The sequence below is a fragment of the Vibrio sp. genome (assembly GCF_048266485.1).
In the GTDB taxonomy this organism is placed as follows: Bacteria; Pseudomonadota; Gammaproteobacteria; order Enterobacterales; family Vibrionaceae; genus Vibrio.
Genome location: NZ_JBLWZK010000006.1, coordinates 154,525 through 180,901, shown reverse-complemented (window position 1 = coordinate 180,901; position 26,377 = coordinate 154,525). Strand labels below are relative to the sequence as shown.

General features: G+C 42.6%; 17 protein-coding genes. 11 read left to right on the top strand and 6 right to left on the bottom strand.

Translation table 11 applies throughout. The annotated features are described in order from the left end of the window. The first annotated feature begins 788 nt into the window (after positions 1 to 788). The 7 genes from ACN0T8_RS09820 to ACN0T8_RS09790 all read left to right on the top strand — a co-directional run bounded on the left by ACN0T8_RS09820 (position 789) and on the right by ACN0T8_RS09790 (position 10,369). The gene (locus tag ACN0T8_RS09820) at positions 789 to 2,504 is read left to right on the top strand and encodes a dipeptide ABC transporter ATP-binding protein (protein ID WP_417880438.1); all 1,716 of its coding nucleotides are present in this window, start codon (positions 789 to 791) and stop codon (positions 2,502 to 2,504) included. Positions 2,505 to 2,617: 113 nt separating this feature from the next. Then, entirely contained in the window at positions 2,618 to 4,177 is a 1,560-nt protein-coding gene (locus ACN0T8_RS09815) for an ABC transporter substrate-binding protein (RefSeq protein ID WP_417880437.1), read from the top strand. 149 nt (positions 4,178 to 4,326) lie between these two features. Continuing rightward, positions 4,327 to 5,304 carry an ABC transporter permease gene (locus tag ACN0T8_RS09810; protein ID WP_417880436.1) on the top strand — a complete coding sequence of 326 codons (978 nt, stop codon included), beginning with the start codon at positions 4,327 to 4,329 and terminating at the stop codon, positions 5,302 to 5,304. Positions 5,305 to 5,306: 2 nt separating this feature from the next. Then, positions 5,307 to 6,251: an ABC transporter permease gene (locus ACN0T8_RS09805; protein WP_417880435.1), complete on the top strand. Its 945-nt coding sequence runs from the start codon at positions 5,307 to 5,309 to the stop codon at positions 6,249 to 6,251. A gap of 134 nt (positions 6,252 to 6,385) precedes the next feature. Then, a complete protein-coding gene (locus tag ACN0T8_RS09800; protein ID WP_417880434.1) occupies positions 6,386 to 7,366 on the top strand; it encodes a Gfo/Idh/MocA family protein in 981 nt (326 codons plus the stop codon). Positions 7,367 to 8,040: 674 nt separating this feature from the next. Beyond that, positions 8,041 to 9,819: a PEGA domain-containing protein gene (locus tag ACN0T8_RS09795; RefSeq protein ID WP_417880433.1), complete on the top strand. Its 1,779-nt coding sequence runs from the start codon at positions 8,041 to 8,043 to the stop codon at positions 9,817 to 9,819. Beyond that, a complete protein-coding gene (locus tag ACN0T8_RS09790; protein ID WP_417880431.1) occupies positions 9,785 to 10,369 on the top strand; it encodes a D-Ala-D-Ala carboxypeptidase family metallohydrolase in 585 nt (194 codons plus the stop codon). The genes ACN0T8_RS09795 and ACN0T8_RS09790 overlap by 35 nt, the downstream gene beginning before the upstream one ends. A 159-nt stretch (positions 10,370 to 10,528) precedes the next feature. Here ACN0T8_RS09790 and gorA read toward each other — a convergent pair whose 3' ends face one another. Continuing rightward, entirely contained in the window at positions 10,529 to 11,887 is a 1,359-nt protein-coding gene (gene gorA, locus ACN0T8_RS09785; RefSeq protein ID WP_417880430.1) for a glutathione-disulfide reductase, read from the bottom strand. Positions 11,888 to 11,972: 85 nt separating this feature from the next. Then, positions 11,973 to 12,809 (bottom strand): 23S rRNA (adenine(2030)-N(6))-methyltransferase RlmJ, encoded by an 837-nt coding sequence (locus ACN0T8_RS09780; protein WP_417880429.1) that lies wholly within the window; start codon positions 12,807 to 12,809, stop codon positions 11,973 to 11,975. A gap of 337 nt (positions 12,810 to 13,146) precedes the next feature. Here ACN0T8_RS09780 and prlC point away from each other — a divergent pair, with 337 nt between their 5' ends. Further along, positions 13,147 to 15,201, top strand: a complete 2,055-nt coding sequence (gene prlC, locus ACN0T8_RS09775; RefSeq protein ID WP_417880428.1) for an oligopeptidase A — start codon at positions 13,147 to 13,149, stop codon at positions 15,199 to 15,201. A gap of 195 nt (positions 15,202 to 15,396) precedes the next feature. Here prlC and ACN0T8_RS09770 read toward each other — a convergent pair whose 3' ends face one another. After that, positions 15,397 to 16,284 (bottom strand): ArgP/LysG family DNA-binding transcriptional regulator, encoded by an 888-nt coding sequence (locus tag ACN0T8_RS09770; RefSeq protein WP_417880427.1) that lies wholly within the window; start codon positions 16,282 to 16,284, stop codon positions 15,397 to 15,399. A gap of 125 nt (positions 16,285 to 16,409) precedes the next feature. Between ACN0T8_RS09770 and ACN0T8_RS09765 the strand changes: the two genes are divergently transcribed. Continuing rightward, entirely contained in the window at positions 16,410 to 17,033 is a 624-nt protein-coding gene (locus tag ACN0T8_RS09765) for a LysE/ArgO family amino acid transporter (RefSeq protein WP_417880426.1), read from the top strand. Between the two features lie 410 nt (positions 17,034 to 17,443). On the opposite strand, the gene ACN0T8_RS09760 is transcribed toward ACN0T8_RS09765, so the two are convergent. Next, positions 17,444 to 19,057 carry an isocitrate lyase gene (locus ACN0T8_RS09760; protein WP_417880425.1) on the bottom strand — a complete coding sequence of 538 codons (1,614 nt, stop codon included), beginning with the start codon at positions 19,055 to 19,057 and terminating at the stop codon, positions 17,444 to 17,446. Positions 19,058 to 19,227: 170 nt separating this feature from the next. Further along, entirely contained in the window at positions 19,228 to 21,396 is a 2,169-nt protein-coding gene (locus tag ACN0T8_RS09755) for a malate synthase G (protein WP_417880448.1), read from the bottom strand. A 257-nt stretch (positions 21,397 to 21,653) separates the two neighbouring features. On the opposite strand from ACN0T8_RS09755, the gene ACN0T8_RS09750 reads away from it, so the two are divergent. Continuing rightward, on the top strand, positions 21,654 to 23,207 hold the full coding sequence (locus tag ACN0T8_RS09750) for a DUF3612 domain-containing protein (protein ID WP_417880424.1): 1,554 nt from the start codon (positions 21,654 to 21,656) through the stop codon (positions 23,205 to 23,207). A gap of 177 nt (positions 23,208 to 23,384) precedes the next feature. Here ACN0T8_RS09750 and asnC read toward each other — a convergent pair whose 3' ends face one another. Then, entirely contained in the window at positions 23,385 to 23,849 is a 465-nt protein-coding gene (gene asnC, locus ACN0T8_RS09745) for a transcriptional regulator AsnC (protein ID WP_089125020.1), read from the bottom strand. A gap of 146 nt (positions 23,850 to 23,995) precedes the next feature. On the opposite strand from asnC, the gene ACN0T8_RS09740 reads away from it, so the two are divergent. Then, on the top strand, positions 23,996 to 26,344 hold the full coding sequence (locus tag ACN0T8_RS09740; RefSeq protein WP_417880423.1) for an EAL and GGDEF domain-containing protein: 2,349 nt from the start codon (positions 23,996 to 23,998) through the stop codon (positions 26,342 to 26,344). Positions 26,345 to 26,377 lie beyond the last annotated feature (33 nt).

Below are 26,377 nucleotides of genomic sequence, written 5' to 3'. Positions count from 1 at the left end.
AGCCCGACGAGTCGGGGTTCGTCTGATATTAGAACCTGGCTCTTCACCGACCACATTAAAAAACCGTATCAGAAATGATGCGGTTTTTTTTGTATTCAAGCCCGACGAGTCGGGGTTCGTCTGATATTAGAACCTGGCTCTTCACCGACCACATTAAAAAACCGTATCAGAAATGTGAGGTTTTTTGTATCTAGGCCCGACGGGGCGGGGTTCGTCTGATATTAGAATCTGGCTCTTCACCGACTACATTAAAAAACTGAATCAGAAATGATGCGGTTTTTTTGTGTTTCAATCGTGCCAGATCGAAAGGTGATTTTGATATTAGGCTCTTGGCTCTTCAGTGACTATTTTTAAGAAGTCATATCTAAAAAAGGGCTTCTGGGTATTAAAATATTGCAGCCTCTAAAGCTGACTGATTATTAGCTTTAACTTTATATTTATGTATTTCTTTTGTTTTAATTATAGCTTCTCTTAATATTATTTGCTTATTTATGCATTGGTTGCATGACAATCTGCTGTGATCTACTGCATGCTTTTTAAGCTAAATCTGTTGTGTTGTTTATTTTGTCAGCAATATTATCTATCCTTTGTTGAAATTTTGTTAATAAATGTGCTTTATACGGCTTTTTTTAGCGTTTAATATGCTGTTTTATTGCATTTTCATTAATTGTTTGCCAAATTGGAAAACACAATTTGTCTTCCCTCCTTTTGGGGATGAGGATTACAACGAATGGATTCGTTTTTTTACAGACAAGGCAGAAAGCTGTCAAAGCAGTAGAGGTCTGGTAATGCCACTTTTAGAAGTTAAAGATTTGCGGATCGAGTATCCGTCGCGTCACGGTGTTCACGCCGCAGTAAAATCCCTTTCTTTCAGCATTGAGCGCGGTGAGATCGTCGGTGTCGTTGGTGAGTCTGGTGCAGGCAAATCGACCGTTGGTAATGCGGTGATTGATCTGTTAAGCCCTCCTGGCCGTATCGCTGGTGGCGATGTTTTCTTGGATGGCGAGAAAATTTCAGGTTTAACGCCTGAACAAATGCGTTCAGTACGTGGCTCCAAAATTGGGTTTATTTTCCAAGATCCAATGACATCATTGAACCCATTATTTACGGTTGAACATCAACTTACTGAAACCATTCATGCCAATATGAAGGTATCGGAAAAAGAAGCTTACGAACGTGCATTAAACTTAATGAACCAAGTAGGCATTCCTCAACCTGAAAATCGTCTAAAACAATACCCTCACCAATTTTCTGGTGGCATGCGTCAACGTGTGGTGATTGCCATCGCATTAGCTGGTGAGCCTGAATTAATTATTGCTGATGAGCCAACCACCGCACTTGATGTATCGATTCAAGATCAAATTCTTAGCCTTATTCGTGATTTGTGTATCAAGAATAATGTCGGTTGTATGTTGGTGACCCATGATATGGGTGTAGTTTCTAACGTTACCGATAAAGTCGCCGTAATGTATCGTGGTGACCTTGTTGAGTTTGGTCCGACTGCCAAGGTACTTGGCACTCCTGAGCACACCTACACTCGCAGCTTAATTTCAGCCGTTCCTCGTTCGGATAAAAAATTCGATCGTTTTCCATTAGTGAGCTATATCGAAGAGGCACATGAACTTGAACCACTCGATATTAAAAGTCACTGGTTAGGGCAAAGCCAAGATCAGCGTGATTACAGAGGGCCATTGTTGAGTGTTGAAAATGTTAGTTTACGTTTTACCACCAAAGACTCGTTGTTCGAATCACGTAGAGAATATGTGCAAGCCTCTAATAATGTCAGTTTTGATGTTCATGAAGGGGAAACCTTTGGTTTGGTTGGGGAGTCTGGTTCGGGTAAATCAACGATTGCTCGTGTCATTGCCGGGCTATACGCACCAAATGAAGGCAAAGTGACCTTTGAAGGGATTGATTTAACAGCCATTAAATCAGAGCGTGAACGTCGACCATTCCGTCGTCAGATGCAGATGGTGTTCCAAAATCCTTATACATCAATGAACCCTCGTATGAAAATCTTCGACATCATTGCTGAGCCGATTCGTTTCCACAAATTAACCCGTGATGAAAACGAAACGCGCAAGATCGTGCATGATCTGTTGGATCACGTTGGCTTGGGGCGTATGGCGGGTGTGAAATACCCACATGAATTCTCTGGTGGTCAGCGTCAACGTATTTCGATTGCTCGTGCTTTAGCAACCCGTCCACGTTTATTGATTTGTGATGAACCAACCTCTGCACTAGATGTGTCGGTTCAGGCACAGATCTTGAATCTATTAAAAGACTTACAAGATGAGCTGAACTTAACCATGTTATTTATCAGTCATGATTTGCCAGTTATTCGTCAAATGTGCGATCGCATTGGTGTGATGAAAATGGGGCAATTATTGGAAGTGTCTCCAACAGAGCAACTGTTTACTGATCCGCAACACGAATACAGTAAACAATTGATTTCTTTAATGCCGGAATTTACTGGCCTTAGAGAAGATATGCAAATCGCTTAACGGCGTATCGTATGGGCCGCGAGAGTTCGTTGCCTATGCGACCACAGATGTATAAACACAACACACTCTAAATAAAAACAAGGGATGTCCTCCCGCATGAAGGAGTTATGCAAATGAAAATGATGAAGAGCAAATTAGCCGTAGCATTAATGGCTGCGGGTTTGAGCTTTAATACAATGGCTGCTGATATTACCGTGGCTTATGATGCTGACCCAGTATCAATGGATCCGCATGAGCAATTATCAGGTGGTACTTTACAGCTGTCTCATATGGTGTTTGACCCGCTCGTTCGCTATAACCAAAAGTTTGAATTTGAAGCTCGTTTGGCTGAAAAGTGGGAGCGAATTGATGATAAAACCATGCGTTTTCATTTGCGTAAAGGTGTGAAATTCCATTCAGGCAATACAATGACGGCCGATGATGTAGTGTGGACTTTTAACCGTTTACAACACTCACAAGATTTTAAAGCTATTTTTGAACCGTTTGAAAAAGCAGTAAAAGTTGATGATTACACCGTCGATCTTGTGACTAAAGATGCTTTCCCTCTAGTGCTTCAATCTGCTACTTACATCTTCCCTATGGATAGCAAGTTTTATACTGGTAAAGATGAAAATGGCAACGATAAATCTGCAATTGTGAAGCATGGCAACTCTTATGCATCAACTCATATTTCTGGTACCGGTCCTTTCATTGTGACTGATCGTGAACAAGGCGTAAAAGTCGATTTTGAACGTTTTGCTGATTACTGGGATAAAGACTCAAAAGGTAATGTTGATCACCTGACACTTAAACCAATCAAAGAAAATGCAACACGTGTTGCCGCTTTGCTTTCTGGTGGTGTAGATATGATTGCTCCGGTTGCGCCAAATGATCATGACCGAGTGAAAGGTGCCGATGGTATTGATTTGGTGACGCTTCCTGGTACACGTATTATTTCTTTCCAAATGAACCAAGAAAGCAACCCAGCGTTAAAAGATAAGCGTGTCCGTCAGGCGATCGTTTATGCCATTAATAATGAAGGGATTGCTAAGCGAATCATGAAAGGTTTCGCAACGGCTGCTGGTCAGCAGAGTCCAGAAGGTTATGCTGGTTATGACGCGGACCTAAAGCCTCGTTATGATTTGAAAAAAGCGAAAGAGCTAATGAAAGAAGCGGGCTATGAAGATGGCTTTAGCTTAACCATGATTGCGCCAAATAACCGATATGTCAATGATGCAAAAATAGCTCAAGCAGCGGCAGCCATGTTGTCGAAAATTGGTATCAAGGTTGATTTGAAAACCATGCCTAAAGCGCAATACTGGCCTGAGTTTGATAAGTGTGCAGCGGATATGTTGATGATTGGTTGGCATGCGGATACAGAAGATTCTGCTAACCTAACCGAGTTCTTAACCATGACTCGTGATGAGAAAACAGGTAAAGGTCAATATAACTGTGGTCACTACTCAAACCCAGAAGTTGATAAGCTGATTAATGAAGCCAATACTGAAACTGACCCAGCGAAGCGTAGTGCTGAACTGCAAAAAGTTGAACGTATTCTTTATGATGACGCCGCTTTTGTACCACTACATTGGCAAAACCTAGCGTGGGGTGCGAAGTCTAATGTTCACATTACACCAATTGTGAATGCGATGAACTTCCCATACTTTGGTGATTTAGTCGTTGATGAAAAATAAGCTAATTTAACGAGATTAATTCGTTTTTATTAATGAACAATAGGCCGTATATTCTCGAATCGAGTTATACGGCCCTATAAAAATAAGCTGGTTACTTCTAAGAAATATGGAGCTAACCAGCGCTTAATGGATTATTTAAGGGGCAAGGAATGTTAACGTTTCTGGTCAAGCGCCTATTTCAGGCACTGATAGTGATGTTTGTGATCAGTCTAGTAGCGTTTTCCATACAGGATAACCTAGGCGACCCGTTACGTGAGTTAGTCGGGCAATCAGTTTCAGAAGCTGAGCGACAAGCATTGCGTGATGAATTGGGACTCAATGACCCATTCACAGTAAAGTATTCTCGTTTTGTGGTGGATGTACTGCATGGCGATTTAGGTACATCTTATTTTTTTAAAAAACCTGCGGCAGAAGTGATTTTGGATAAACTTCCTGCCACATTAGAACTGGTTTTTGGTGCGACATTAATCATTATCTTTTTATCGATTCCACTCGGCGTTTATTCAGCTATCAATCCCAAAAGTATTTTAACCAAAATCATTATGGGCTTTAGTAGTGTTGGTATTTCAATTCCGGTTTTCTTAACCGCGATTATGTTGATGTATGTGTTCTCGATAGAGCTAGGTTGGCTGCCATCTTATGGACGTGGAGATACCAGCGATATTCTAGGTTGGGATTCTGGTCTGTTTACACTTGATGGTTTAGCGCATTTAGTCTTGCCTTGTATTTCTTTAGCTTCAATCATGTTGCCGTTATTTATTCGCTTAGTCCGTTCTGAAATGTTGGAAGTGCTAGGCTCTGAATACATTAAATTTTGTCGAGCGAAAGGCTTGGCGATGAACAAAATTTATTACCAACATGCATTGAAAAATACCATGCTACCAGTATTAACGGTTGGTGGTGTGCAGATTGGTACAATGGTGGCATACACCATTTTGACTGAAACCGTATTCCAATGGCCGGGTACAGGCTTTCTTTTCCTTGAAGCGATTAACCGTGTCGATACACCGTTAATTACCGCTTACGTTATCTTCGTTGGTTTGATCTTTGTGGTTACCAATACCATCGTCGATTTACTTTATGGTTTGGTTAACCCAACCGTCAATATCACAGGAAAAGGAGCATAATTATGAATCAGCAAACTTCATCTGTTGTTCCTACTCGTTGGGAACGCTTCAAACAATCAGACATCTTGTATTACTTCCTGCGTGACAAAGTGGCGATGGTCAGCTTTGCGGTATTTATGGCATTTTTTGTGGCTGCTATTTTATCGCCATGGATCGCGCCAACCGACCCGTATGATTTAACCTCGATTGATATTATGAACTCAGAACTGCCGCCGTCTTGGATGGCAGAAGGGGATCCTGCATTTTGGTTGGGTACTGATGACCAAGGGCGTGATATTTTCTCAACCATTTTATATGGCTCGCGCTTGTCATTAATGATTGGCTTCTGCGCGGTAGCGGTGCAACTGTTTTTGGGCATCATTATTGGTTTATCTGCCGGTTACTTCGGTGGTCGAATGGATAGCTTCCTAATGCGTTTTGCTGATATCCAATTATCTTTCTCGACTATGATGGTCGCGATTATTGTTTCGGCGATTTTCAAAGCCAGCTTCGGTGGGGAATTTTATGGTCAGTATGCCGTGTTAATGCTGATCGTGATTATCGGTGTCGCGGAATGGCCACAATACGCGCGTACCGTTCGTGCATCCGTATTGGCTGAGAAGAAGAAAGAGTATGTGGAAGCGGCACGTGTAATGGGTTTCCGTTCACCTCGCATCATGTTCCGTCATATTTTACCGAACTGTTTATCACCAATTTTGGTTATCTCAACGGTGCAAATTGCCAATGCGATTATGTCAGAAGCAGCACTGTCTTTCCTTGGTTTAGGCTTGCCGGTTGACCAACCATCATTGGGCTCATTGATTAGTATTGGTTTTAATTACATTTTCTCAGGCTCTTGGTGGATCACGGCGTTCCCTGGAATTGTATTGGTAACCATAGTGCTAGTGATTAACTTGCTTGGTGACTGGTTGCGAGACGTGTTTAATCCAAAGTTATATAAAGGTTAAATATCCCTCGTACCTGACGTTGTCGCTTTGGGTATTGTGAAATTTAGTTACTCAGCGAGATAAATTTACGTATGATGAAAACCGTAGAGGAGTAACTTCTACGGTTTTTTGTTGATTGGGAGTAAAGGAACACTATGCTACGTCTAGCCATTATCGGGACAAACTGGATCACTGAACGCTTTGTGCAAGCCGCATTAGAAGTGAATGAATTTGAATTAACCGCCGTATATTCACGCAGCGAAGCGCGAGCGGCAGAGTTTGCTGCGCCGTTTAACGCTCAAGCACAGTGTTTTACCGATTTACAGACTATGGCGCAAAGTGATGCGTTTGATGCGGTCTACATTGCTAGCCCGAACTCTCTACACTATGAACAAAGCGTGTTGATGTTAGAAAATGGTAAACATGTGATTTGTGAAAAGCCTATTGCCTCGAATATCACTCAAGCTGAGCATATGTACCAAGTAGCTGAACAAAATGGTGTGGTGCTGTTTGAAGCATTTAAAACGGAGTACCTACCTAATTTCCAGCTCATTACCCAGAATCTTGAGAAGCTCGGTAAAGTGCATAAAGTGTTTATCAACTACTGCCAGTATTCATCTCGTTATCAGCGTTATTTAGATGGTGAAAACCCGAATACTTTCAATCCCGCCTTCTCAAACGGCTCAATTATGGATATCGGTTTCTACTGTGTCTCTAGTGCTGTAGCGCTATTTGGGGAACCTGAAACGATTAAAGCGAGTGCTCACTTACTTGATTCTGGCGTTGATGCTCACGGTACAGTGATTTTGAGTTACAAAGAACATGATGTGGTGATTTCCCACTCTAAAGTTTCAGATTCGAATATCCCAAGTGAGATCCAAGGCGAAGCTGGTTCAATGATTATTGAGCACATTTCTGAGTGCGACCATATTATCTTGAAGTTACGTGGTGAAGAGGCAAAAATTTTGAGTGTACCTCAAGTCGAAAATACCATGACTTATGAGGCTCAGTTTTTTGCCGAGCAAATTAAGCAAGGTAAGTTGTGTGATAATGCTAAGGCTAGGGTATTAGGGGTATCGAGGGTGACGACAGAAGTGAGAAAGCAAGTGGGTGTTAGCTTTCCGGCTGATAAATAACGCGACTATTGCTTTATAACTATTATCTAGAGACCTTAAAGTGGGCATGAAGTTCTTTTCTCTGAATTAATTCCAGAGAATTTGTGAAGCTCTGTTTCATCTGCATCAATCACTTCTTATAAAGTCTTTACCTCCCGCTCTGATTGAGCGTATGGGTGTGCCTTCGATAGTTGGATCCAGTTCAAAAATAGATCTCGATATTTATGTCGAAGTAACGCTTGATGAAATGGACAAGCTATCAAAGAATTACTTGAACTCGGGTTTATATAAAAATTAGGCACCTTACGAGCTTTAAAGCTATGCTTGTTAGAAGTGATAAATGATGGTGTAGCGGTGCAATTAATCGCGAAGGACTCTGAGTTAGAGTGCCTTCTACACACTAGTGATTCTCTCCCCCTCAATGACAATAAAGCTTTGGTCGAACACTACAACCAGTTGAAGAGTAGTTTGAGGGAAGGAACTCTACTGTTCACTCTACTTCTTGCAAACTTAACTGCAAAAGAATTAAAAATTAGACAAAAATAAAGATAACTATTTGAATTTAAGTTATTTACTCTCAGCGCGTTTATTTGACATTTTCTTTGTGCATTAATACAAGGTTCATATAGGTTAATGGAGTAACAACGATGAGAAAAAAACGACCTACTTTTAAGGGGCTGAATGTCAGGCTATTTATGGCCATTTTTATTTCTCTGATGGTAAGTGGTTGTCTTCACAACAACAACACCATCACGCTGGATATTGAAGATGGTTCTGTTGTGAAGGAGCGAATGTTCAACATTACAGGATCCGTCTCGATCGTAGAAGAAGGCACTTCAGTTCAATACAAGCAATTTCCTAGCATCACAGCCCCGGTTGCCACAGACGGCACCTTTACGTTAGCTGGGTTACTGTTACCACTCGGAGAAACAACCTTAACCGTGCAGTCACTTCTCAACGGAACTATTAATGGTGAAACCAGTTTTAACATCACTTATGAGCCTGATTCAGGAGTCTCAGCTATCTACTCCGCAGACAATAGCACGCCAGTCAACCTTTCTGTCGATGACCCACAAGACCTAGCATATGGAGCAAACCTCCTGATTGAAGCAGGCAGTGTGCAGATTCCTGACGATGTTAAGCTAGAGGTTGGTATCATCTCAGATAAAGAGCATATGCCTATTCTTCCACAAGGCTATCAAGCCGTAGGCGCACCGATCACCTTGCAGCCAATAGGGCAATCTTTTTCACCTGCAGCTCTCGTGGCAATACCTTACAACAGCGAAGAGGTAACCGATCTGGGTGTAGAACCTCTGGTACTTGCGCTCGGGGATAACGGTTGGGAAGTTTACCCTCACACTTCGCTAACAGGCAGTCAGCTTAAAATTTCTATCAGCCAACTGTTTTATGGTGGGTTCATTGCGGCGGTAAAAAAGCCGCAAGATGATCACACTCTAGTGTTGAATACGACACCTTCAGGAGCATCGGTTTATCTAAATGGGGCGCTACAATCTCAACTCTCACCGTTTGTGATTCAAAATATCCCTAACGGTCAAAACGAGGTAAAACTCTATATTCCGGGCTACAATGAAAAATTCGTCAGTTTTGATATGGCGACAGCCAGCGTAGAACTTTCAGAGCAACTCGTGAGGGGTGACTCATCGGTTTCACCTTTGATTGAGTTGGTACCTGAGATCACCGATGGACTTGTCGTCTCCGATAATGTGTTTAAGCTCGTCGGCACAGTAGCCGATACCAATGGGACATTTGAAAATGGTCGGTTAGTGCTCAACTTGAATGGTCTTGATTCTTTTATCTCCGTAACGGCAAATGGTGAGTTCGATCACACTATCTCATTGTTGCCTGGATCAAACAGTATTGAGCTGAGAGCGACCGATGCACTCGGCAATACTGGCACAATACCCACACTTGAGATCATCAATCGTGAAGGGCAGCAAGTCCAATTGTTCTCTATCGACTCCACTGCGCGCGCGGCCGCACAAAGTACAACGCAGAATCGCTCAATCACCATCATATTAACATGGTCATCGAACGATACTGATGTGGATATGCACATTACCGATCCCAATGGCAATAAAGCGTGGTACGGCAATTTAAGCGGTATCCCAGGCGCAAGGCTAGATATCGATGATACCGATGGCTATGGGCCTGAGACATTTACATTTCTTGACCCAATTTTCGGTACTTACAAAGCGGATGTTCACTACTACTCCGATCATGGTAACGGCTCCACGACCGCGAACCTATCTATCCAAGTCGGTTCTCGTCTGATTTTTAATGGTAGCCGTACGCTATCAAATCAAGGATGGTGGAATGCGCATACGTTCGATATTGACGATTTTTCTATTATTGAAGTATTGCCAAATGATGGTGTCTTCACTACTCAGAGTGGTGAGAATCAGCTTATCGTTACCCTAAATGTGCCAGAACATATTGATCCCAGCTTCGCATAAGCTGAAATACCAAATCAAAGCGCTATCAGGTGGTGAAGAGACAGATTCTGTCGAAATAGAACAAGAAGTGAAATCTCAAATTCGGCAAGAGTACGTAGATAAACTCGATTTTCGTCCAGACTTTGCACGTAATACCCCCACTCGTGACAGCATTATTACAGCGGCGAATTTCCCAGCAGGCATTACAAACTTCACATTTGATGAGTTTTCTACCTATTCTGATTACGGCCCCACTTATGCTGTGATCGGTGAGTCTGTACACATCGCTCAAACAATTCGCCAAGCTTGGGGTTATCCACTGCGTGTCACGTCAGGTTGGCGTAATCCAAGAAGGAATGATTCATTAGGTCCATCAAGTATTAATAGTTTCCACCAAACCGGGGACGCGGTGGATCTCAATCCATCTTGGAACTCCGCCCACTGGCCGCAAGATGCTTTCACCTATCAACAAGCTCAGCAGGCACTAACTAACTTGGCGAGAAACACCATGGATGCCAACTACGACATTTTGTTTCATGCTAATCATTTGCATGTCGAGCTCGATCCTTAAGATCATAAGTTAGCGGCGATATAGCTAAACGTGAAAAGGTGAATCTAATGGTTCACCTTTTGATTATCACCGCTGAAGCATAAACCACTGACCATACACCATAGTCAGTAGTTGATTATTTTCCAGAATTATTTACGCGTGTAAGATGCTTTTTCTACACTAACCCCTCATGGTAACGAATTCTTCACTACCCGTTGGGTGAATGGCGACAACAGCATCAAAGTCTGCTTTGGTAGCACCCATCTTCATGGCAACCGCAAAGCCTTGGATCATTTCGTCAACGGTAAAACCAATACCGTGCAGACCAACCACTTTTTCATCATCACCAGCACACACCAGCTTCATTTTACATGGTTGACGGTGTGAAGTGACGGCGGTGTACATAGCGGTAAAGCCTGAGGTATAGACTTTGACATTGTCTTCACCGTATTGCGCTTTAGCGTCTTGCTCAGTTAAACCAATAGTACCAATTGGCGGGTGGCTAAATACCACGGTTGGCACTAGGTTGTAATCCATCTTAGCGTCGGTTTTACCGTTAAATAAACGCTCAGATAATTGACGACCGGCTTTGACTGCAACAGGGGTGAGTTCAATACCGCCTTCCATGATGTCGCCAACACAGTAGATGCCTTTAACATTGGTTTCTTGGTATTCATCCACTTTGATGTAACCGCGATCGTTGGTTGCTACGCCAGTCACATCTAAGTTAATGGCATCGGTTGCTGGATGACGACCAATTGCCCAAATTAGAGTATCAACATTTTGGCTTTCACCGTTTTCTAGGTGAAGAGTAATGCTACCGTCAGCTTCTTTTACTACCTCTTTTGGTACAGAGTTAGTGTGTAGCGTTGGGCCTTCGGTGTTCATTACTTCAACTAAAGTCTCGACAATCATAGGATCGAAGCTACGTAGCGGTGATTCTTTACGAACAAATAAATGAGTTTCCGTGCCAAGAGCGCTCAGTACGCCAGCAATCTCTACCGCGATGTAACCGGCACCAACCACAGCAACGCGTTTGGGCTGTTCGTTTAGCTCGAAAAAGCCATTTGAATCAATACCGTACTCAGCACCAGGAATGTTTGGAATGGTTGGACGACCACCGACAGCGATCAGGATATGATCCGCCGTGTATTGCTCGCCGTTAACTTCAACGGTTTTCTCATCCACAAACTTAGCAAAGCCTCGGATAACATTGATTTTGTTATTACCTAATACGCGGTCGTAAGATTGGTGAATACGGCCAATATAGGCTTGACGGTTTTCTACCATTTTGGCCCAGTTAAAGCTTTTTAGCTCAACATCAAAGCCGTAATCTTTTGAATACAGGTTAATCGCTTCCGCTACTTGCGCGCCGTGCCACATTACTTTTTTAGGTACACAGCCTACGTTGACACAAGTGCCACCCAGATCTTGTGCTTCAATCAGTGCCACTTTTGCGCCGTACATGGCTGCACGGTTAGCTGATGCAATACCGCCACTACCGCCACCAATACAAATGTAATCAAAATGCGTTGTCATTCTGTTCTCCGTAACCTGTTATGTCTGTCTTTATGTAATGAGGGTAGCAGATGAATTATGCAACCCTAGTTCAATTTATTGCTGATTATTCTGGAACAATCCACTCAACTTTATGATGGCCTGTGCTTGGCGCGATTGCTTGTTGTAGCATAGGCAAAATTTCGGTCATTTGGCTTTCTAATTTCCACGGTGGATTAATCACTATCATGCCCGATGCCGTCATACCGCGCTCAAGACTATCGGCAGAGACGCCTAATTCAATTTGCAAAATGTTACGAATATCGAGTTTTTTAAGATTGGCAATCATGTCATCAATCGTATGACGATAAACCACAGGATACCAAATGGCATAAATACCGGTCGCCCAGCGCTTATGGCTTTGTGCAATGGCTCTCACCACATCTTGGTATTCGTGAGCCAATTCATAAGGCGGATCGATGAGCACTAAACCACGACGCTCTTTCGGTGGCAAGCTGGCTTTTAAATGTTCGAAACCGTCTTTTTGATGGATTTTAACCTGGCGATCACGATGAAATTCTTGCTCTAAAAGCGGATGATCACTGGGGTGAAGTTCTGTTAACACCATGCGGTCTTGATTGCGTAAGTGAGCACGTGCTACGCGTGGAGAGCCCGGATAGTAACGTAGTTCGTCACTATCATTGAGTACTTTGATTGACTCTAAGTAGCTCGTCACTTCTTCAGGAAGGTTTTGTCCCCAAATGCGTGCGATGCCTTGTTTGTATTCACCGGTTTTTTCTGACCATTCGTGAGTTAAGTCGTAGCGGCCTACACCAGCATGCGTATCATGGTAAACGAACGGCTTATCTTTTTGCTTTAAGGCATTCAAAATTAAGCTTTGTACTATGTGTTTTACCACATCGGCATGGTTGCCAGCGTGAAAACTATGGCGATAACTCAGCATGGTTTATCTCTTGAAATTGGGTCAATATTACCGTCTATGATACCGAATATTATTGAGCCTTGCCTGATAAAAGAAAGCCCAAAGTAGTTTTTACTTTCAGCGCCATTGAAATCTAGTGAGTTAGCCTACATTTATACCTAAAGAAAAGTTTCTAAATATAGAAGAATCACTATCCCCAAAGTAATTGGAGTTGCAGTGAGGCGACAAGAGAATGAGGCCCCATGAGCATAGCTTGTCTATGACTTTCTTTAATAAAGAGATAGGGGGGCGAATGAACGCCGTCAACAAAGCTGCAGCTTCAAGTACAAAGGGGATACACGAATTAAGGAAAGCATTCATGTCTAATCCGTTACTCTCGTTCGTTGAATCTAAAGATGGTTTACCACCGTTTTCTCAAATTAAACCAGAGCATGTCCAGCCTGCTGTAGAACAAGCGATTGCCGATTGCCGCGCCCAAGTTGAAAAGGTGCTTGCTGGTGGTGAAAAGCCAACGTGGGATAACCTTTGTGAACCACTAACGGAAACGGATGATCGTTTAAGTCGTCTTTGGTCACCGGTCAGTCACTTAAACTCAGTTCAAAATAGCGAAGAGTTACGTGAAGCTTATGAAGCCTGTTTGCCACTATTGTCTGAGTACGGTACTTGGGTTGGTCAACATAAAGGGCTTTATGAAGCGTATAAAGCGCTTAAAGCCAGCGATGAATTTACTAGTCTCACTACCGCTCAGCAAAAATCGATCACCGATGCATTAAAAGATTTTGAACTATCGGGGATTGGTCTACCTGCCGATCAACAAAAGCGTTATGGTGAAATCAGCAAACGTTTATCTGAGCTTGGTTCTAAGTTCTCAAATAATGTGCTTGATGCCACTATGGGGTGGACTAAACATATTACCGATGAAGCAGAATTAGCCGGTATGCCAGAATCTGCCATGGCGGCAGCAAAAGCGAATGCAGAAGCGAAAGAGTTGGATGGTTGGTTATTAACGTTAGAAATGCCATCTTACATTCCCGTGATGACGTATTGTGATAACCAAGTATTGCGCCAAGAAATGTACGAAGCCTTTGTGACTCGCGCTTCTGATCGTGGTCCAAATGCGGGTAAGTGGGACAATACCGAAGTGATGGCTGAAGAATTAAAACTTCGTCATGAAATCGCACGCTTGCTTGGTTTTAGCTCTTATGCTGAAAAATCGCTCGCCACCAAAATGGCAGAAACGCCAGCGCAAGTCTTAGAGTTTCTTAATAACTTGGCGACTAAAGCCAAACCACAAGGTGAACGTGAAGTTGAAGCACTACGCCAATTTGCTGAGCAAGAATGTGGTGTGACCGAATTAAACCTGTGGGACATTGCATACTACAGCGAAAAGCAAAAACAAAAATTGTTCCAAATTTCCGATGAAGAGTTACGCCCATACTTCCCAGAATCAAAAGTAGTATCTGGTTTATTTGAAGTATTAAATCGAGTCTTTGGCATGACAGTGACTGAAAAAACTGGCGTTGATGTGTGGCATGAGTCAGTACGTTTCTTTGAAATCACCGATAGCCAAGGTCAATTGCGCGGTAGCTTCTACTTAGATTTATACGCTCGCGAGCACAAACGTGGTGGCGCTTGGATGGATGAGTGTCGGGTACGTCGCACGCTGGCTGATGGCTCAACTCAATCACCAGTGGCCTATTTAACCTGTAACTTCAACAAGCCAGTGGGTGATAAACCTGCCTTGTTTACGCATGATGAAGTCGTAACCTTGTTCCATGAATTTGGTCACGGTATTCACCACATGCTGACTCAAGTTGAAGTGGCAGCGGTATCGGGCATTAATGGCGTTCCTTGGGATGCGGTTGAGTTACCAAGTCAGTTCTTAGAAAACTGGTGTTGGGAAGAAGAGGCGCTATCGTTCATTTCTGGTCATTACCAAACCGGTGAAGCGCTACCAAAAGAAATGCTGGATAAGATGCTTGCGGCGAAGAACTTCCAATCGGCAATGTTTATCCTACGCCAGTTAGAGTTCGGTCTATTCGACTTCACGCTCCATTCACAATACGACCCAGAAATTGGCGCGAAAGTGCTGGAAACGCTGGCGGATGTGAAATCCAAAGTGGCGGTATTACCAAGTCTAGAATGGAACCGTTTCTCACATGCCTTCAGCCATATTTTTGCTGGTGGTTATAGCGCAGGTTACTACAGCTACTTATGGGCCGAACTGCTTTCAAGTGACGCTTATTCACGTTTTGAAGAAGAAGGTATCTTTAACAAAGACACCGGACAAAGCTTCTTGAATAACATCCTAGAAATGGGTGGCAGTGAAGAGCCGATGGAGCTATTCAAACGCTTCCGTGGTCGTGAGCCGAAAATTGATGCGTTATTGCGTCATGCGGGGATTGAAGGCTAACTTCGGTTCTCGAATATCGAGCGCTTCGCTGCTCGTGACTTGAAAAAGATAGAAGCGATTTCATTAAATGGAGTCGCTTCTATTGTTTTATTCTAGTGTGAAACTGACATGCTTATTCGAGACACGAGACACGAGACACGAGACACGAGACACGAGACACGAGACACGAGACACGAGACACGAGACACGAGACACCTACCTAATCATCTCCTTGGTTTTTTCTCCCACCAATACATCCGACAACTTATTCAATACTGACCCTGTTTGATGCCAATAATGCCAATATAGAGGGACTTCAATCCCTTCACGATCGGGGAATATATCAACCAATTGTTCAGCAAAAGGTTGGGCTTGAATCACGGGTAACAAACCATAACCTTGACCATGTAAGAGCATGTCGGCTAGACCTTCGCTTGATGGGCAAATATGGTAGGGGAATTGGGTAGGTAAGTTCCATTTTTGAAATTGCTGTTTTTGCAGCTTATCGTCTGCGCCGAAAATTACCGCGGGAGCCACCTGTAATATGTCCGCAAGATCTTGTGCCGATTGCGAAGTCTGGAAGTATCTTTTATTAAAATCTGGAGAACAATAGAAACGATATTCCATCGTGCCTAAGTACTCACAACGGATGCCAGATAAGGTTTTATTCGAACTGCATAAACAGCCCATCGCTAACCCTTCTTCGAGGTGCTTTAATCCTTCGCTTTGATCTTCAATTAAGAGTTCAAACATTACATTATGTTGTTGATGGAAATTTTGGGTCGCTTTGAACCACCAAGTGGCAAGGCTATCGGCATTGATGACAATTTTGAGTGGGTGAGATACGCCGTCTTCACCGAGTAGGTAGTGTAATTCGAATTCGAGTTGTTTAACCTTCATGGCGTGATTAACCAAATTTTGCCCAGTAGGTGTGAGGGTTAAGTTCTTACCTCGTTGCACTAAAATGGCACCGACCCGTTGCTCTAGGTTAGTAATTCGTTGTGAAATAGCCGATTGACTAATATTGAGTTCTTGTGCCGCAGCTTCAAAACTTTTCAACGCTGCAATTCTTTCCAGTGATTCTAATAATTTGTAGTCAAACATGCCCACACCTTTCTTAAGTAATTCTTATGAAGCTTTAATTATTTTAATTTTAACTTATGTGTTTGGTCGTGCAATATTAGCCTCTATCAAGTGTGAGTAAGCAAGAATAATCAAGGATAAAAAGCATGTTGAGTGTGGCATTAAAGGGCGCGTTTGTATCAGGTAGTCTTATTGTGGCGATTGGTAGTCAGAATGCCTTTTTGCTTAAATCCGGTTTGAAAAATAATTATGTAATGCTGGTGGCGACCTTATGTTTCTTAGGGGATGTATTGTTGATCAGTACTGGCGTCCTTGGGGTTGGCGCATTATTACATCAAGCCCCTGTGATGACAGAAATCTTAACCTTATGTGGTGTCGCCTTTTTATGTTGGTATGGATTTTTATCGGCAAAATCAGCGTGGCGTGGTCAAAGTCATTTAGATATTGATAACTCGGAAGTCAGTCGTAATTGGATCAAGGTGGCGTTAATGACCTTGGCAATGACGTTTTTGAATCCTCATGTTTATATCGACACAATTTTGGTGTTAGGTGGCATTACTTCATCATTAAACTTTGAAGAAAAACGTTGGTTCTTGGTTGGTGCGTTAACTGCTTCTGCGATTTGGTTTTATGGCGTAGCCTATATTGCCAAAAAGCTGATCCCATTTTTTGCTAACCCGAAAACCTGGCAGATTTTAGATACAGTGATATCGGTGATTATGTTTTCGATTGCGGTGGGGTTGGTGAAGAGTTTAGTTTCTAGTTTCTAGTTTCTAGTTTCTAGTTTCTAGTTTCTAGTTTCTAGTTTCTTGGTGCGTGACTCGGTGCTCGGGCACTGCGTTGATCGTAGCTCGAACGGCGGTGGAAGATAGTAATAAAAATTGTCATCCCTGAAACGACGAAGGAGTTATCAGGGATCTATATTCAGCGCGTTGTGATTAGATTCCTGTTCTCGCTATGGCTCGGCGGGAATGACGAGAAAATGAAGCAACTCAGGTTGCTTTGGATTTTAGCTTTTCGAACCAAGAGCAATAATGCGGCCGAGATTCCGAACTTCGAATAACGATAAAAAAAGGCTTCCATACTCTCGCCAATTGAGAAGTAGGAAGCCTTTTGGTTAAGGGAACGAGTTAATCTTTTTCAAGTTACGAGCAGCGAAGCACTCGAGACTCGAGAGACGTTACGAGAACTGATTCATCGTATTATTCTCTCCCGATGCTTTCAGCGCTTGGTCACCTGAGAAGTACTCTTTGTGATCATCGCCGATGTTCGAGCCAGACATATCTTGGTGTTTCACTGAAGCTAAGCCTTGACGCAGTTCTTTACGCTGAACACCAGCTACATAAGCCAACATACCTTGCTCACCGAAGTAGTCTTTCGCCAGGTTATCGGTTGAAAGTGCGGCGGTGTGGTAAGTCGGTAGCGTAATCAAGTGGTGGAAAATCCCCGCTTGCGCTGCCGCATCACGTTGGAAGCTTTGGATTTTTGCATCCGCTTCTAGTGCTAGTTCTGAACCGTCATACACTTGGCTCATTAATTGGTCACGGTCGTAAGCGGATACATCTTGGCCTGCCTCTGCCCACATATCGAATACTTGCTGACGGAAGTTGAGCGTCCAGTTGAACGATGGGCTGTTGTTGTACACCAATTTCGCATTTGGAATCACTTCACGGATACGATTTACCATTCCGGCGATTTGACCAATATGTGGTTTTTCGGTCTCAATCCATAGTAAATCGGCGCCGTTTTGTAGCGAAGTAATGCAATCTAGTACTACGCGATCTTCACCTGTATTTGGTTTAAAGCGAACCAAGCCATTTGGTAGTCGAGTTGGCTTAATTACCGCATCACCTTGTTTTATTACCATATCACCAGAGTTCAACTCTGTTAGAGATTGAATCTCAACCCCATCAATGTAGGCATTGTATTGGTCGGCTAAATCACCTTCGCTTTGTGATACTGGGATTTTTTGGGTAAGCCCCGCACCCAGTGAATCTGTACGCGCGACAATTACGCCATCTTCCACACCAAGCTCTAAGAATGCGTAGCGAACTGCGTTAATTTTCGCTAAAAAATCCTCATGTGGCACAGTGACTTTACCGTCTTGGTGACCACATTGTTTGGCATCTGACACCTGGTTTTCGATTTGAATACAGCATGCACCGGCTTCAATCATCTTCTTCGCCAGTAGGTAGGTCGCTTCTTCATTACCAAAACCTGCATCGATATCGGCAATGATAGGTACTACATGAGTTTCAAAATTATCGATCTGCTTTTGTACCGCTTGTACTTTAATTTGATCGCCTGACGCTTGCGCCGCATCAAGATCTTTAAATAGATGATTGAGTTCACGCGCATCGGCTTGTTTCAAGAAAGTGTACAACTCTTCAATCAGCATTGGCACTGAGGTTTTCTCGTGCATGGATTGGTCAGGCAATGGGCCAAATTCAGAACGCATTGCCGCGACCATCCAACCAGAAAGGTACAAGTAACGACCACGAGTCGTTTCAAAATGCTTTTTAATTGAAATCATTTTTTGTTGGCCGATAAATCCATGCCAGCAACCTAGAGATTGCGTGTAGTTGGCAGAGTTTTGATCGTAAGCCTCCATATCTTCACGCATGATTTTTGCTGTAAAGCGTGCAATATCAAGCCCAGTGCGGAAGCGATTTTGTAAGCGCATACGAGCGACATACTCCGGCGTGATAGCATTCCAAGTACTTTGGCTTTCAATGGTTTTTTGCGCTTCAGTAAGTTGGTGCTTGTAGCTATGTTGGGTTGTTGTATTTGGCATAATGATTCCCTTCTATATTTTCGTTGCTAGAGCGCTTCGCTTCTCGTGTTTCGTCGCTCGGACGCTCTGCGTTTTTCGTTATTGGATTTGGTATGTTTTTATCGTTTTCTAATGCACTGTGCTGTTCTTCGAGAAACGAGCAGCGTAGCGCCCTAGATTCGAGATTCGTTTTAACCTTTTGCCCAAGCTCGGTACTGATGCAGTAACGGTTCCGTATACCCACTCGGTTGATTACGGCCTTGGAAAATCAACTCTCTTGCGGCTTGAAATGCCAGGCTTTGCTCAACATTTGGCAGCATAGGTTGATAACCTTCTGAGCCTTCGTTTTGTGCATCAACTACCTGTGCCATTTTGTTCATGCTGTCCATCACTTGCTCTGGGCGGCAAACTTTGTGCAACAACCAGTTGGCAATGTGTTGGCTGGAGATACGCAAGGTGGCGCGGTCTTCCATTAGTTCGATGTTATTAATATCAGGCACTTTGGAGCAGCCAATTCCCATTTCAACCCAGCGCACTACGTAACCTAAGATGCCTTGAATGTTGTTATCGAGTTCCGCTTCAATTTGTTGTTGAGAAAGCGTTTCTTCTAGTAATTCAAGGGTTAATAAATCCGCTTGATTAGTCGGTGTGCGCTCAGCGATCATTTGTTGCTCGGCAAATACGTCTACTTGGTGATAATGCAAAGCGTGTAATGTGGCCGCGGTCGGCGAGGGCACCCAAGCGGTATTAGCGCCCGATTTTGGATGAGTGACTTTAGCCGCCATCATGGCTTTCATTTCCTCTGGCATTGCCCACATGCCTTTGCCAATCTGCGCTTTACCAGTAAAACCACATGCTAGACCCACTTCGACATTGTTGTTTTCATAAGCTTCAATCCAGGTTTGCTGCTTAATATCCGCTTTCGGTTTAAACGCACCGGCTTGCATGCTGGTGTGAATTTCATCGCCAGTGCGGTCTAAAAATCCGGTGTTGATGAATACCACGCGTGATTGTGCGGCGCGGATACATTCTTTTAAATTAACGGTTGTGCGACGTTCTTCATCCATAATCCCCATTTTGATGGTATTCGGCTCAAGATCGAGCATGTTCTCTACACGTTCGAATAGTTCATTGCTGAATGCCACTTCTTGTGGGCCATGCATTTTCGGTTTAACGATATAAATACTGCCAGTACGGCTATTGGTCACGCGACATGCTTGTGGATTCTTAATTTCAATCGCGGCAATAAGTGCTGTGATCACAGCATCAATTAAGCCTTCTGGCATATTTTTACCTTGTGCGGTTTGTACTAAATCACTTGTCATCAAGTGACCAACGTTACGAACCAGTAGCAATGAACGGCCATGTAAGTTGTAGTCATCACCATTTTTATGGGTGTAGTTACGGTCGCAGTTCAGGCGGCGAATTTGAGTTTGATTGCTTTTGCTGATCGTGGCGGTTAGGTTGCCAGTGATTAAGCCAAACCAATTTTGATAGGCCTCAAGTTTGTCTTGGCTATCAACGGCCGCAACGGAGTCTTCAAAATCCATAATGGTCGAAAGTGCCGATTCAACTTGAATATCATCCAAACCTGCAATGTCATGTTTACCAATTGCACCTTTACGGTTAATGATTAACTCAATGTGCAAACCGTGGTTTTTCAACACGATAGAAGTTGGTTCTACATCTGGGTTACTAGAAGCAACAAACTGACAAGGTTGCGCTAAACCTGATTGACTACCATCAGGGAACGTCGCCAATAAGTGATGGAAATACACTGAATAGCTTTGAACATCGTGATGTGAGCCTTGTTTTAGTGGGAAGTTGTCATCTAAAAAGGTTTTAGCGAAATCAATCACATGTTTGCCACGAGCTGGGTTGTATTTCTTACCCGCTTTTAAGCCTTCCGATTGAGTAATGATGTCGCTGCCGTACGCTGCATCGTAAAGACTACCCCAGCGAGCATTGGCAGCATTCAGTGCAAAGCGAGCATTTTTAATCGGTACGACAAGTTGTGGCCCCGCTAGTGTGGCAATTTCTTGATCAACATTTTGAGTGCTGATTTGGAAGTCGTCGCCTTGTTCAACTAGGTAGCCAATTTGTTGTAAAAATGCCTGATATTCGCCTTGATTAAATTGAGGGTGGCTTTTGTGCCAGTCATCAATTTGAGTTTGTAGACGAGTACGAGTTTCTAGCAACTCTTGATTCTTCGGCGCAAGATCATTCAACAGTTGGCTGAAATTAGCCCAAAATTGCTGCTGATCGAGACCCGTTAATGGCAACACTTGTTGATTGACGAATTGAACTAGCTCGGCATTGAATTGGTGTTGAGTGGCTAATGTTGTTTGTGTACTGGTCATTGGACCATCGATAGTATGTGCTAAGTTCATATTCATTCCCTCATGTTGCGACTCATTTTTTAGCAGTGGCGATGATTTGATATTGGCTTTTTGACTATTTTTTTTTGAATCACTGATCTCTCAATTAGTGACCGCTGTCTTAAAGTTGAACATCAAATGCTGCTTTTTCATCCTGTGACTAAAAGAATAGCGATAAACTGAATAAAATTTCACAAAGAAAATTACACAATGTAAATTTTACAAATAAGAGGTCAGGGATGAAGGCATCAAGTTCGTTAAATAGACAGTCACACTTTCTCGGCACAAAAGTTCGTAACCTACGGAAACGTAATGGTTTAACTTTGGAAGACTTGTCATCGCGTTGCATTAAAATTGACCCTGAAGATGCGCCTTCGGTGTCGTACCTTTCGATGATTGAACGAGGTAAGCGAGTACCAAGCGAAGCCATGTTAGATGTGATCGCGCAGGTATTTCAAAAGCCACTGCACTGGTTTTTAGATGATGCCAGTGAAGAACAAGAAATCACCCCAGAAAAGGGTAGTCGTGGTGGAATTAATGGCATGGTGCTCGAACCAAGCTTTTTGTTTTCCAATGATATTTTACAAATTGCCATCCCCGAAGTGTTGTCGCAAACCGGTACGACTGGGCATCAATTTGCACACCTTTTAATTCGTGCTCACCAAGAACATCATCAAAATCACTTTCCTGATCTCGAAAAGGCAGCGGAAAAAGTCGGTCAAAAGCGCATGCCGCTGTCGGTCGAGGATTTATTGGAGATTTGCCAAGAGGTCGGGGTGAAAATTAAATGGTTTGATGAGCCATCACAAGATGTGGAGGATGTTCATGGGGTAAAATCCAAACATATTGTGCGTTCTTATGCTGAAGTGCCGGGCGTGATCCGAGTCAACCGTGCATTAAAAGCTACACCAGAAAAACTTAAATACGATTTAGCAGTACACATTGGCCATAAAGTGTTGCACAACAGTGATGGTGAAAAGCATGTGATTGCTTCGGATAATCGTAATTTATCCACTTTAATGCCGGATCAAACACGGGATGTGAATAGTTTAGATTCCAAACATATTCTGCAAGCGTGGCGCGATTTTGAATGTTCATTTTTTGCCGGTGCGTTGCTGTGTCCGAAAGTACCATTTCGTCAGTTGCTCGATCGTCATGGTTATGAGATTAGTGTAAGTAAATTAATCGGTGTGTCAGAGTCGGTGGTGATGCGTCGTATGACCGCGGTTTCACCGTACCCTCATTGGCATTATTTTGATGCTTATAATCCGGGTAAATTGAAAGCGGTCTATCGTGGTAATGGCATTCCTCTACCTTGGGGCAATATGCGAATGGTAGAAGATCCGTGCCAACATTGGTCGGTTTTCCGCATGATAGGCATTCCTGGTAACACACCAGTCGCGCAAATATCCGTTCTGAATCAAGATGGTATACCACATATTTATTGTTGTGAGTCGGTTAAAGTCAAAGACATGGCAGGTAATTATCATGTGTTGTGTTCGGGGGTTGATTTAAATCCAGCTTTAGAAGCACAAGGGGAAGATGCGATCACCATTGCCACTGCTTTGCAAAAAGAATGTGTGCGTAAAGGTGGTCAATGTGAAATCCCTTATCAAATTAAACAACAACTATGTACCGTAGCGCGGATCTTAAATATAAATTGGATCGAACGTGGGATCGAAAATCAAGCGAGGGTGATTTGTTCACGAGGCGGAATGTGCCCAAGGCTGCCGAGATGTTATAAGGATAAAGTCGAAACTCGTAGCTCGAATGCTAGAGTCTCGACTTTGTAATGATAGCTGAATCGACCTTCTCGAGTTACGAGCATTCGAGAGACGAGAAACGTTTATGTCCCTAATTCCGAGTTCCTAGTTTCTAGGTGGTGGATTAAGGTTGACTAGGTGGTATAAAAAACCAGAAGCGCACGTGGCGTTTCTGGTTTTTGTGTTTTTATCGGGCAGCTTTGTCGTTTATGGATTAACGTTACGATTAATCGGGTTTTGTAATGAAATCAAGGTTTCGGTGGACTGTACTTCATCAATCGCTTGTAGCTTATCAATCAATACATATTGCAGCTCTTCGATATTTTTACACATCAATTTAACGAAAATATTGTAGGCACCGGTGGTGTAGTAGGCTTCGACCACTTCATCTAACGCATTGAGCTTTTCAATGGCAGAGTGGTAATCTCGCGCCGCATTTAAATTAATACCAATAAAACAACATACGTCATAACCTAGTTTTTTAGCATTAACGACCACTTCAGTGCCTTCAATTACTTTAGCGGCTCGCATTTTTTCCACTCGAACATGGACTGTCGCCGGACTCACATCAAAGCGTTTTGCCATCTCGGCATAAGGTGTTCGTGCATCGGCCATTAAAATCTTCAGAATCGCTTTATCAAGTTCATCTAATCGGACATTCGGATCGGGCATGTGGATTCCTTAACTCACAGTATTAATTTAATTTTTTTCTTTGTTTTACGAATATAACAAACAAAACAATAAAATAGTTGGTAAGGTTAATAACATAAATCTTTATTGCTAAAGTGAGTGATTGCTCATTTTTATTTGGGTACAGAATGAATGTAAATCTTCGGTATGTTATTACTTTCGCTCTTTCCTTTGCGAGTAGTCTTGTTTGGGCAACTGGCAACGAAACCACATCAAGAATAGAGTCTACAATGTCAGAAACAAACTCAGCGATGATCCGCCAAGCTCAGTCTAGTTCTTCAGCTATTCCTCACTCTAATGATATGTTGCATTTTCTCGCCTATTTGATTGTATTAACCGTCGTTTTATTTTTAATTATTCGTCATTTTAAGCGTGTTCGTATTACTGAAAATCAATCACAGAAAAGTCAGTATTTATTAGAAACGGTTTATGATTTAAGCCGACAAGCCATTGGTATTGTTGATAAAAAAGGGCTATTGATCTCTAGTAATCAAACTTTGAAAGAATGGGTGTATGACCCGAACTTTGATTATGGTTACCCAGTTTGGACCTATGGAGGCTGGAAGGCATCGAGTGGTGAAAACGTTCAGCAGGCGTTTCTCAAAGCACAGCAAGAAGGTGTCGTTCGTCTTGAAGTTGAATTAATGAGAACCAATATTGGACCGATTACTTTAGATTTAAGCATTAAAAAGTTGCCAATAACGGATGGGCATGATGAACAATATTTATTTGAAGGCAAGGATATTACCGACCGCAAATTGGCAGAAAAACGCTTAATTGAAAGTGAGGCTAAGTTTAGAAATTATTATCAATTACAGCCAGTGATGATGCTGACTATTGATGAACAGGATTGTATTCAAGCTGCTAACAAGTTTACCTCGGAAATATTAGGTTACGATAACTTGCCAATTTTAGGTCGAAAACTACAAAGTTTTTATGCCAAAACCACTGACATCAATGTGCTAGAAAAGCTACGTCAACCACAAAAAAAACATGCTTTAGTCGCGCGTCGTGAAATCCAATATATTGATAATACGGGTCAGTTAGTCTGGATAAGAGAAAATATTCGGCAAATCCCAGAAACTCGTCAACTACTCATTGTCGGTGAAGATATTACCGAAACCTACCTGTTAGCTGAGCAATTAAAATACCAAGTTCATCACGATGGTTTAACCGGCTTGTATAACCGATATCATTTTGAGCAACAATTAGTCATGGCTTTAAAGGAAGTGAAAGACAATGCACGTGAACATGCTTTATTTTTTCTCGATCTTGACCAGTTTAAATTAATTAATGATACCGTCGGCCATGAAGCTGGCGATGCGGCGATTGTCTATAGTGCAGAGCTGTTAGAGCAGTTAATTCCAGAAAAAGCGACACTGGCAAGAACCGATGGTGATGAGTTTGCTATTTTATTGTGTGATTGTGATGAGGACGAAGTGAATCAATTTGCTCAGTCGATTCTCAATGGTTTTAATCAAAGTCAGTTTATGTGGCGAGGTATTCACTTTAACTTAAATTGCTCGATCGGGATCCGTAAAATTGATAGCACTGCAGAATCGGTGCAAAAAATTAATGCCCAGGCGGATACCGCTTGTCATTTAGCCAAAGAAGAAGGGCGTAATCGAGCGCATTTTTATAATTGTGATGATGAATACTTCCGTCATCGTGAGTTGGAAATGGCCTGTGTTTGCCAGGTATATGACGCATTAGCCAATGATCGATTAGAACTGTATGCTCAACCGATTTTAGATATTGCGCCAGCACCGAGTGATAAATTGCACTTTGAAATATTGGTGCGCTTGCGTGATGATAAGAATGAGCTGATGTCACCGGGGATCTTTATTCCAGCGATTGAGCGCTATAACTTGGCTCATTTGGTTGACCGGGAAGTATTTAAGCAAACTTTAGCCTGGTTTGAAGCGCGACTGGATGTGATTGATAAGCTAGGGCGTTGCTCAATAAATCTTTCAGGTCAGTCTATGGGCGATAAAGACTTTATTGATTTTCTGATTGATCTGTTGCAAAACACCAGTGTACCAACAGAAAAAATCTGTATTGAAATCACTGAAACGGCTGCGGTAGGGAATATGCAACAAGCCTCCCAGTTGTTTACTCGCTTAAAGCGGTTAGGTTGTAAGATTGCGTTAGATGATTTCGGTTCCGGCTTGTCTTCTTTTGCTTATTTAAAAACCTTACCGTTAGATATCGTGAAAATTGATGGTTGCTTTGTGCGAGATATGCATCAAAATGAAGTTGACTATATTTTAGTGCAGTCAATTCATAATCTCGTTAAGCAGCTTGGTAAGCAAACTGTGGCTGAGTTTGTGGAAAATGAAGAAATATTATCGTGCCTAGTTGGCCTAGGCGTCGACTATGCTCAAGGCTACTTAATTAGTCCTCCTCAACCACTAGAGTATCTAGTCGAAAGTTTTATTTCTCAACCTGCTTCATCTTATGTTCCGGATAACGGATAATGCCGCGTCATTATTTGAATCTGTATTATTTTT

Coding starts and splice junctions, on each gene's coding strand:
- gorA (WP_417880430.1), bottom strand. CDS start 11,887: ATGACAACGCATTTTGATTACATTTGTATTGGTGGCGGTAGTGGCGGT.
- ACN0T8_RS09795 (WP_417880433.1), top strand. CDS start 8,041: ATGGCCATTTTTATTTCTCTGATGGTAAGTGGTTGTCTTCACAACAAC.
- ACN0T8_RS09810 (WP_417880436.1), top strand. CDS start 4,327: ATGTTAACGTTTCTGGTCAAGCGCCTATTTCAGGCACTGATAGTGATG.
- ACN0T8_RS09770 (WP_417880427.1), bottom strand. CDS start 16,284: ATGTTTGACTACAAATTATTAGAATCACTGGAAAGAATTGCAGCGTTG.
- ACN0T8_RS09800 (WP_417880434.1), top strand. CDS start 6,386: ATGCTACGTCTAGCCATTATCGGGACAAACTGGATCACTGAACGCTTT.
- prlC (WP_417880428.1), top strand. CDS start 13,147: ATGTCTAATCCGTTACTCTCGTTCGTTGAATCTAAAGATGGTTTACCA.
- ACN0T8_RS09820 (WP_417880438.1), top strand. CDS start 789: ATGCCACTTTTAGAAGTTAAAGATTTGCGGATCGAGTATCCGTCGCGT.
- ACN0T8_RS09755 (WP_417880448.1), bottom strand. CDS start 21,396: ATGACCAGTACACAAACAACATTAGCCACTCAACACCAATTCAATGCC.
- ACN0T8_RS09760 (WP_417880425.1), bottom strand. CDS start 19,057: ATGCCAAATACAACAACCCAACATAGCTACAAGCACCAACTTACTGAA.
- ACN0T8_RS09790 (WP_417880431.1), top strand. CDS start 9,785: ATGTGCCAGAACATATTGATCCCAGCTTCGCATAAGCTGAAATACCAA.
- ACN0T8_RS09740 (WP_417880423.1), top strand. CDS start 23,996: ATGAATGTAAATCTTCGGTATGTTATTACTTTCGCTCTTTCCTTTGCG.
- ACN0T8_RS09815 (WP_417880437.1), top strand. CDS start 2,618: ATGAAAATGATGAAGAGCAAATTAGCCGTAGCATTAATGGCTGCGGGT.
- ACN0T8_RS09805 (WP_417880435.1), top strand. CDS start 5,307: ATGAATCAGCAAACTTCATCTGTTGTTCCTACTCGTTGGGAACGCTTC.
- ACN0T8_RS09780 (WP_417880429.1), bottom strand. CDS start 12,809: ATGCTGAGTTATCGCCATAGTTTTCACGCTGGCAACCATGCCGATGTG.
- ACN0T8_RS09765 (WP_417880426.1), top strand. CDS start 16,410: ATGTTGAGTGTGGCATTAAAGGGCGCGTTTGTATCAGGTAGTCTTATT.
- asnC (WP_089125020.1), bottom strand. CDS start 23,849: ATGCCCGATCCGAATGTCCGATTAGATGAACTTGATAAAGCGATTCTG.
- ACN0T8_RS09750 (WP_417880424.1), top strand. CDS start 21,654: ATGAAGGCATCAAGTTCGTTAAATAGACAGTCACACTTTCTCGGCACA.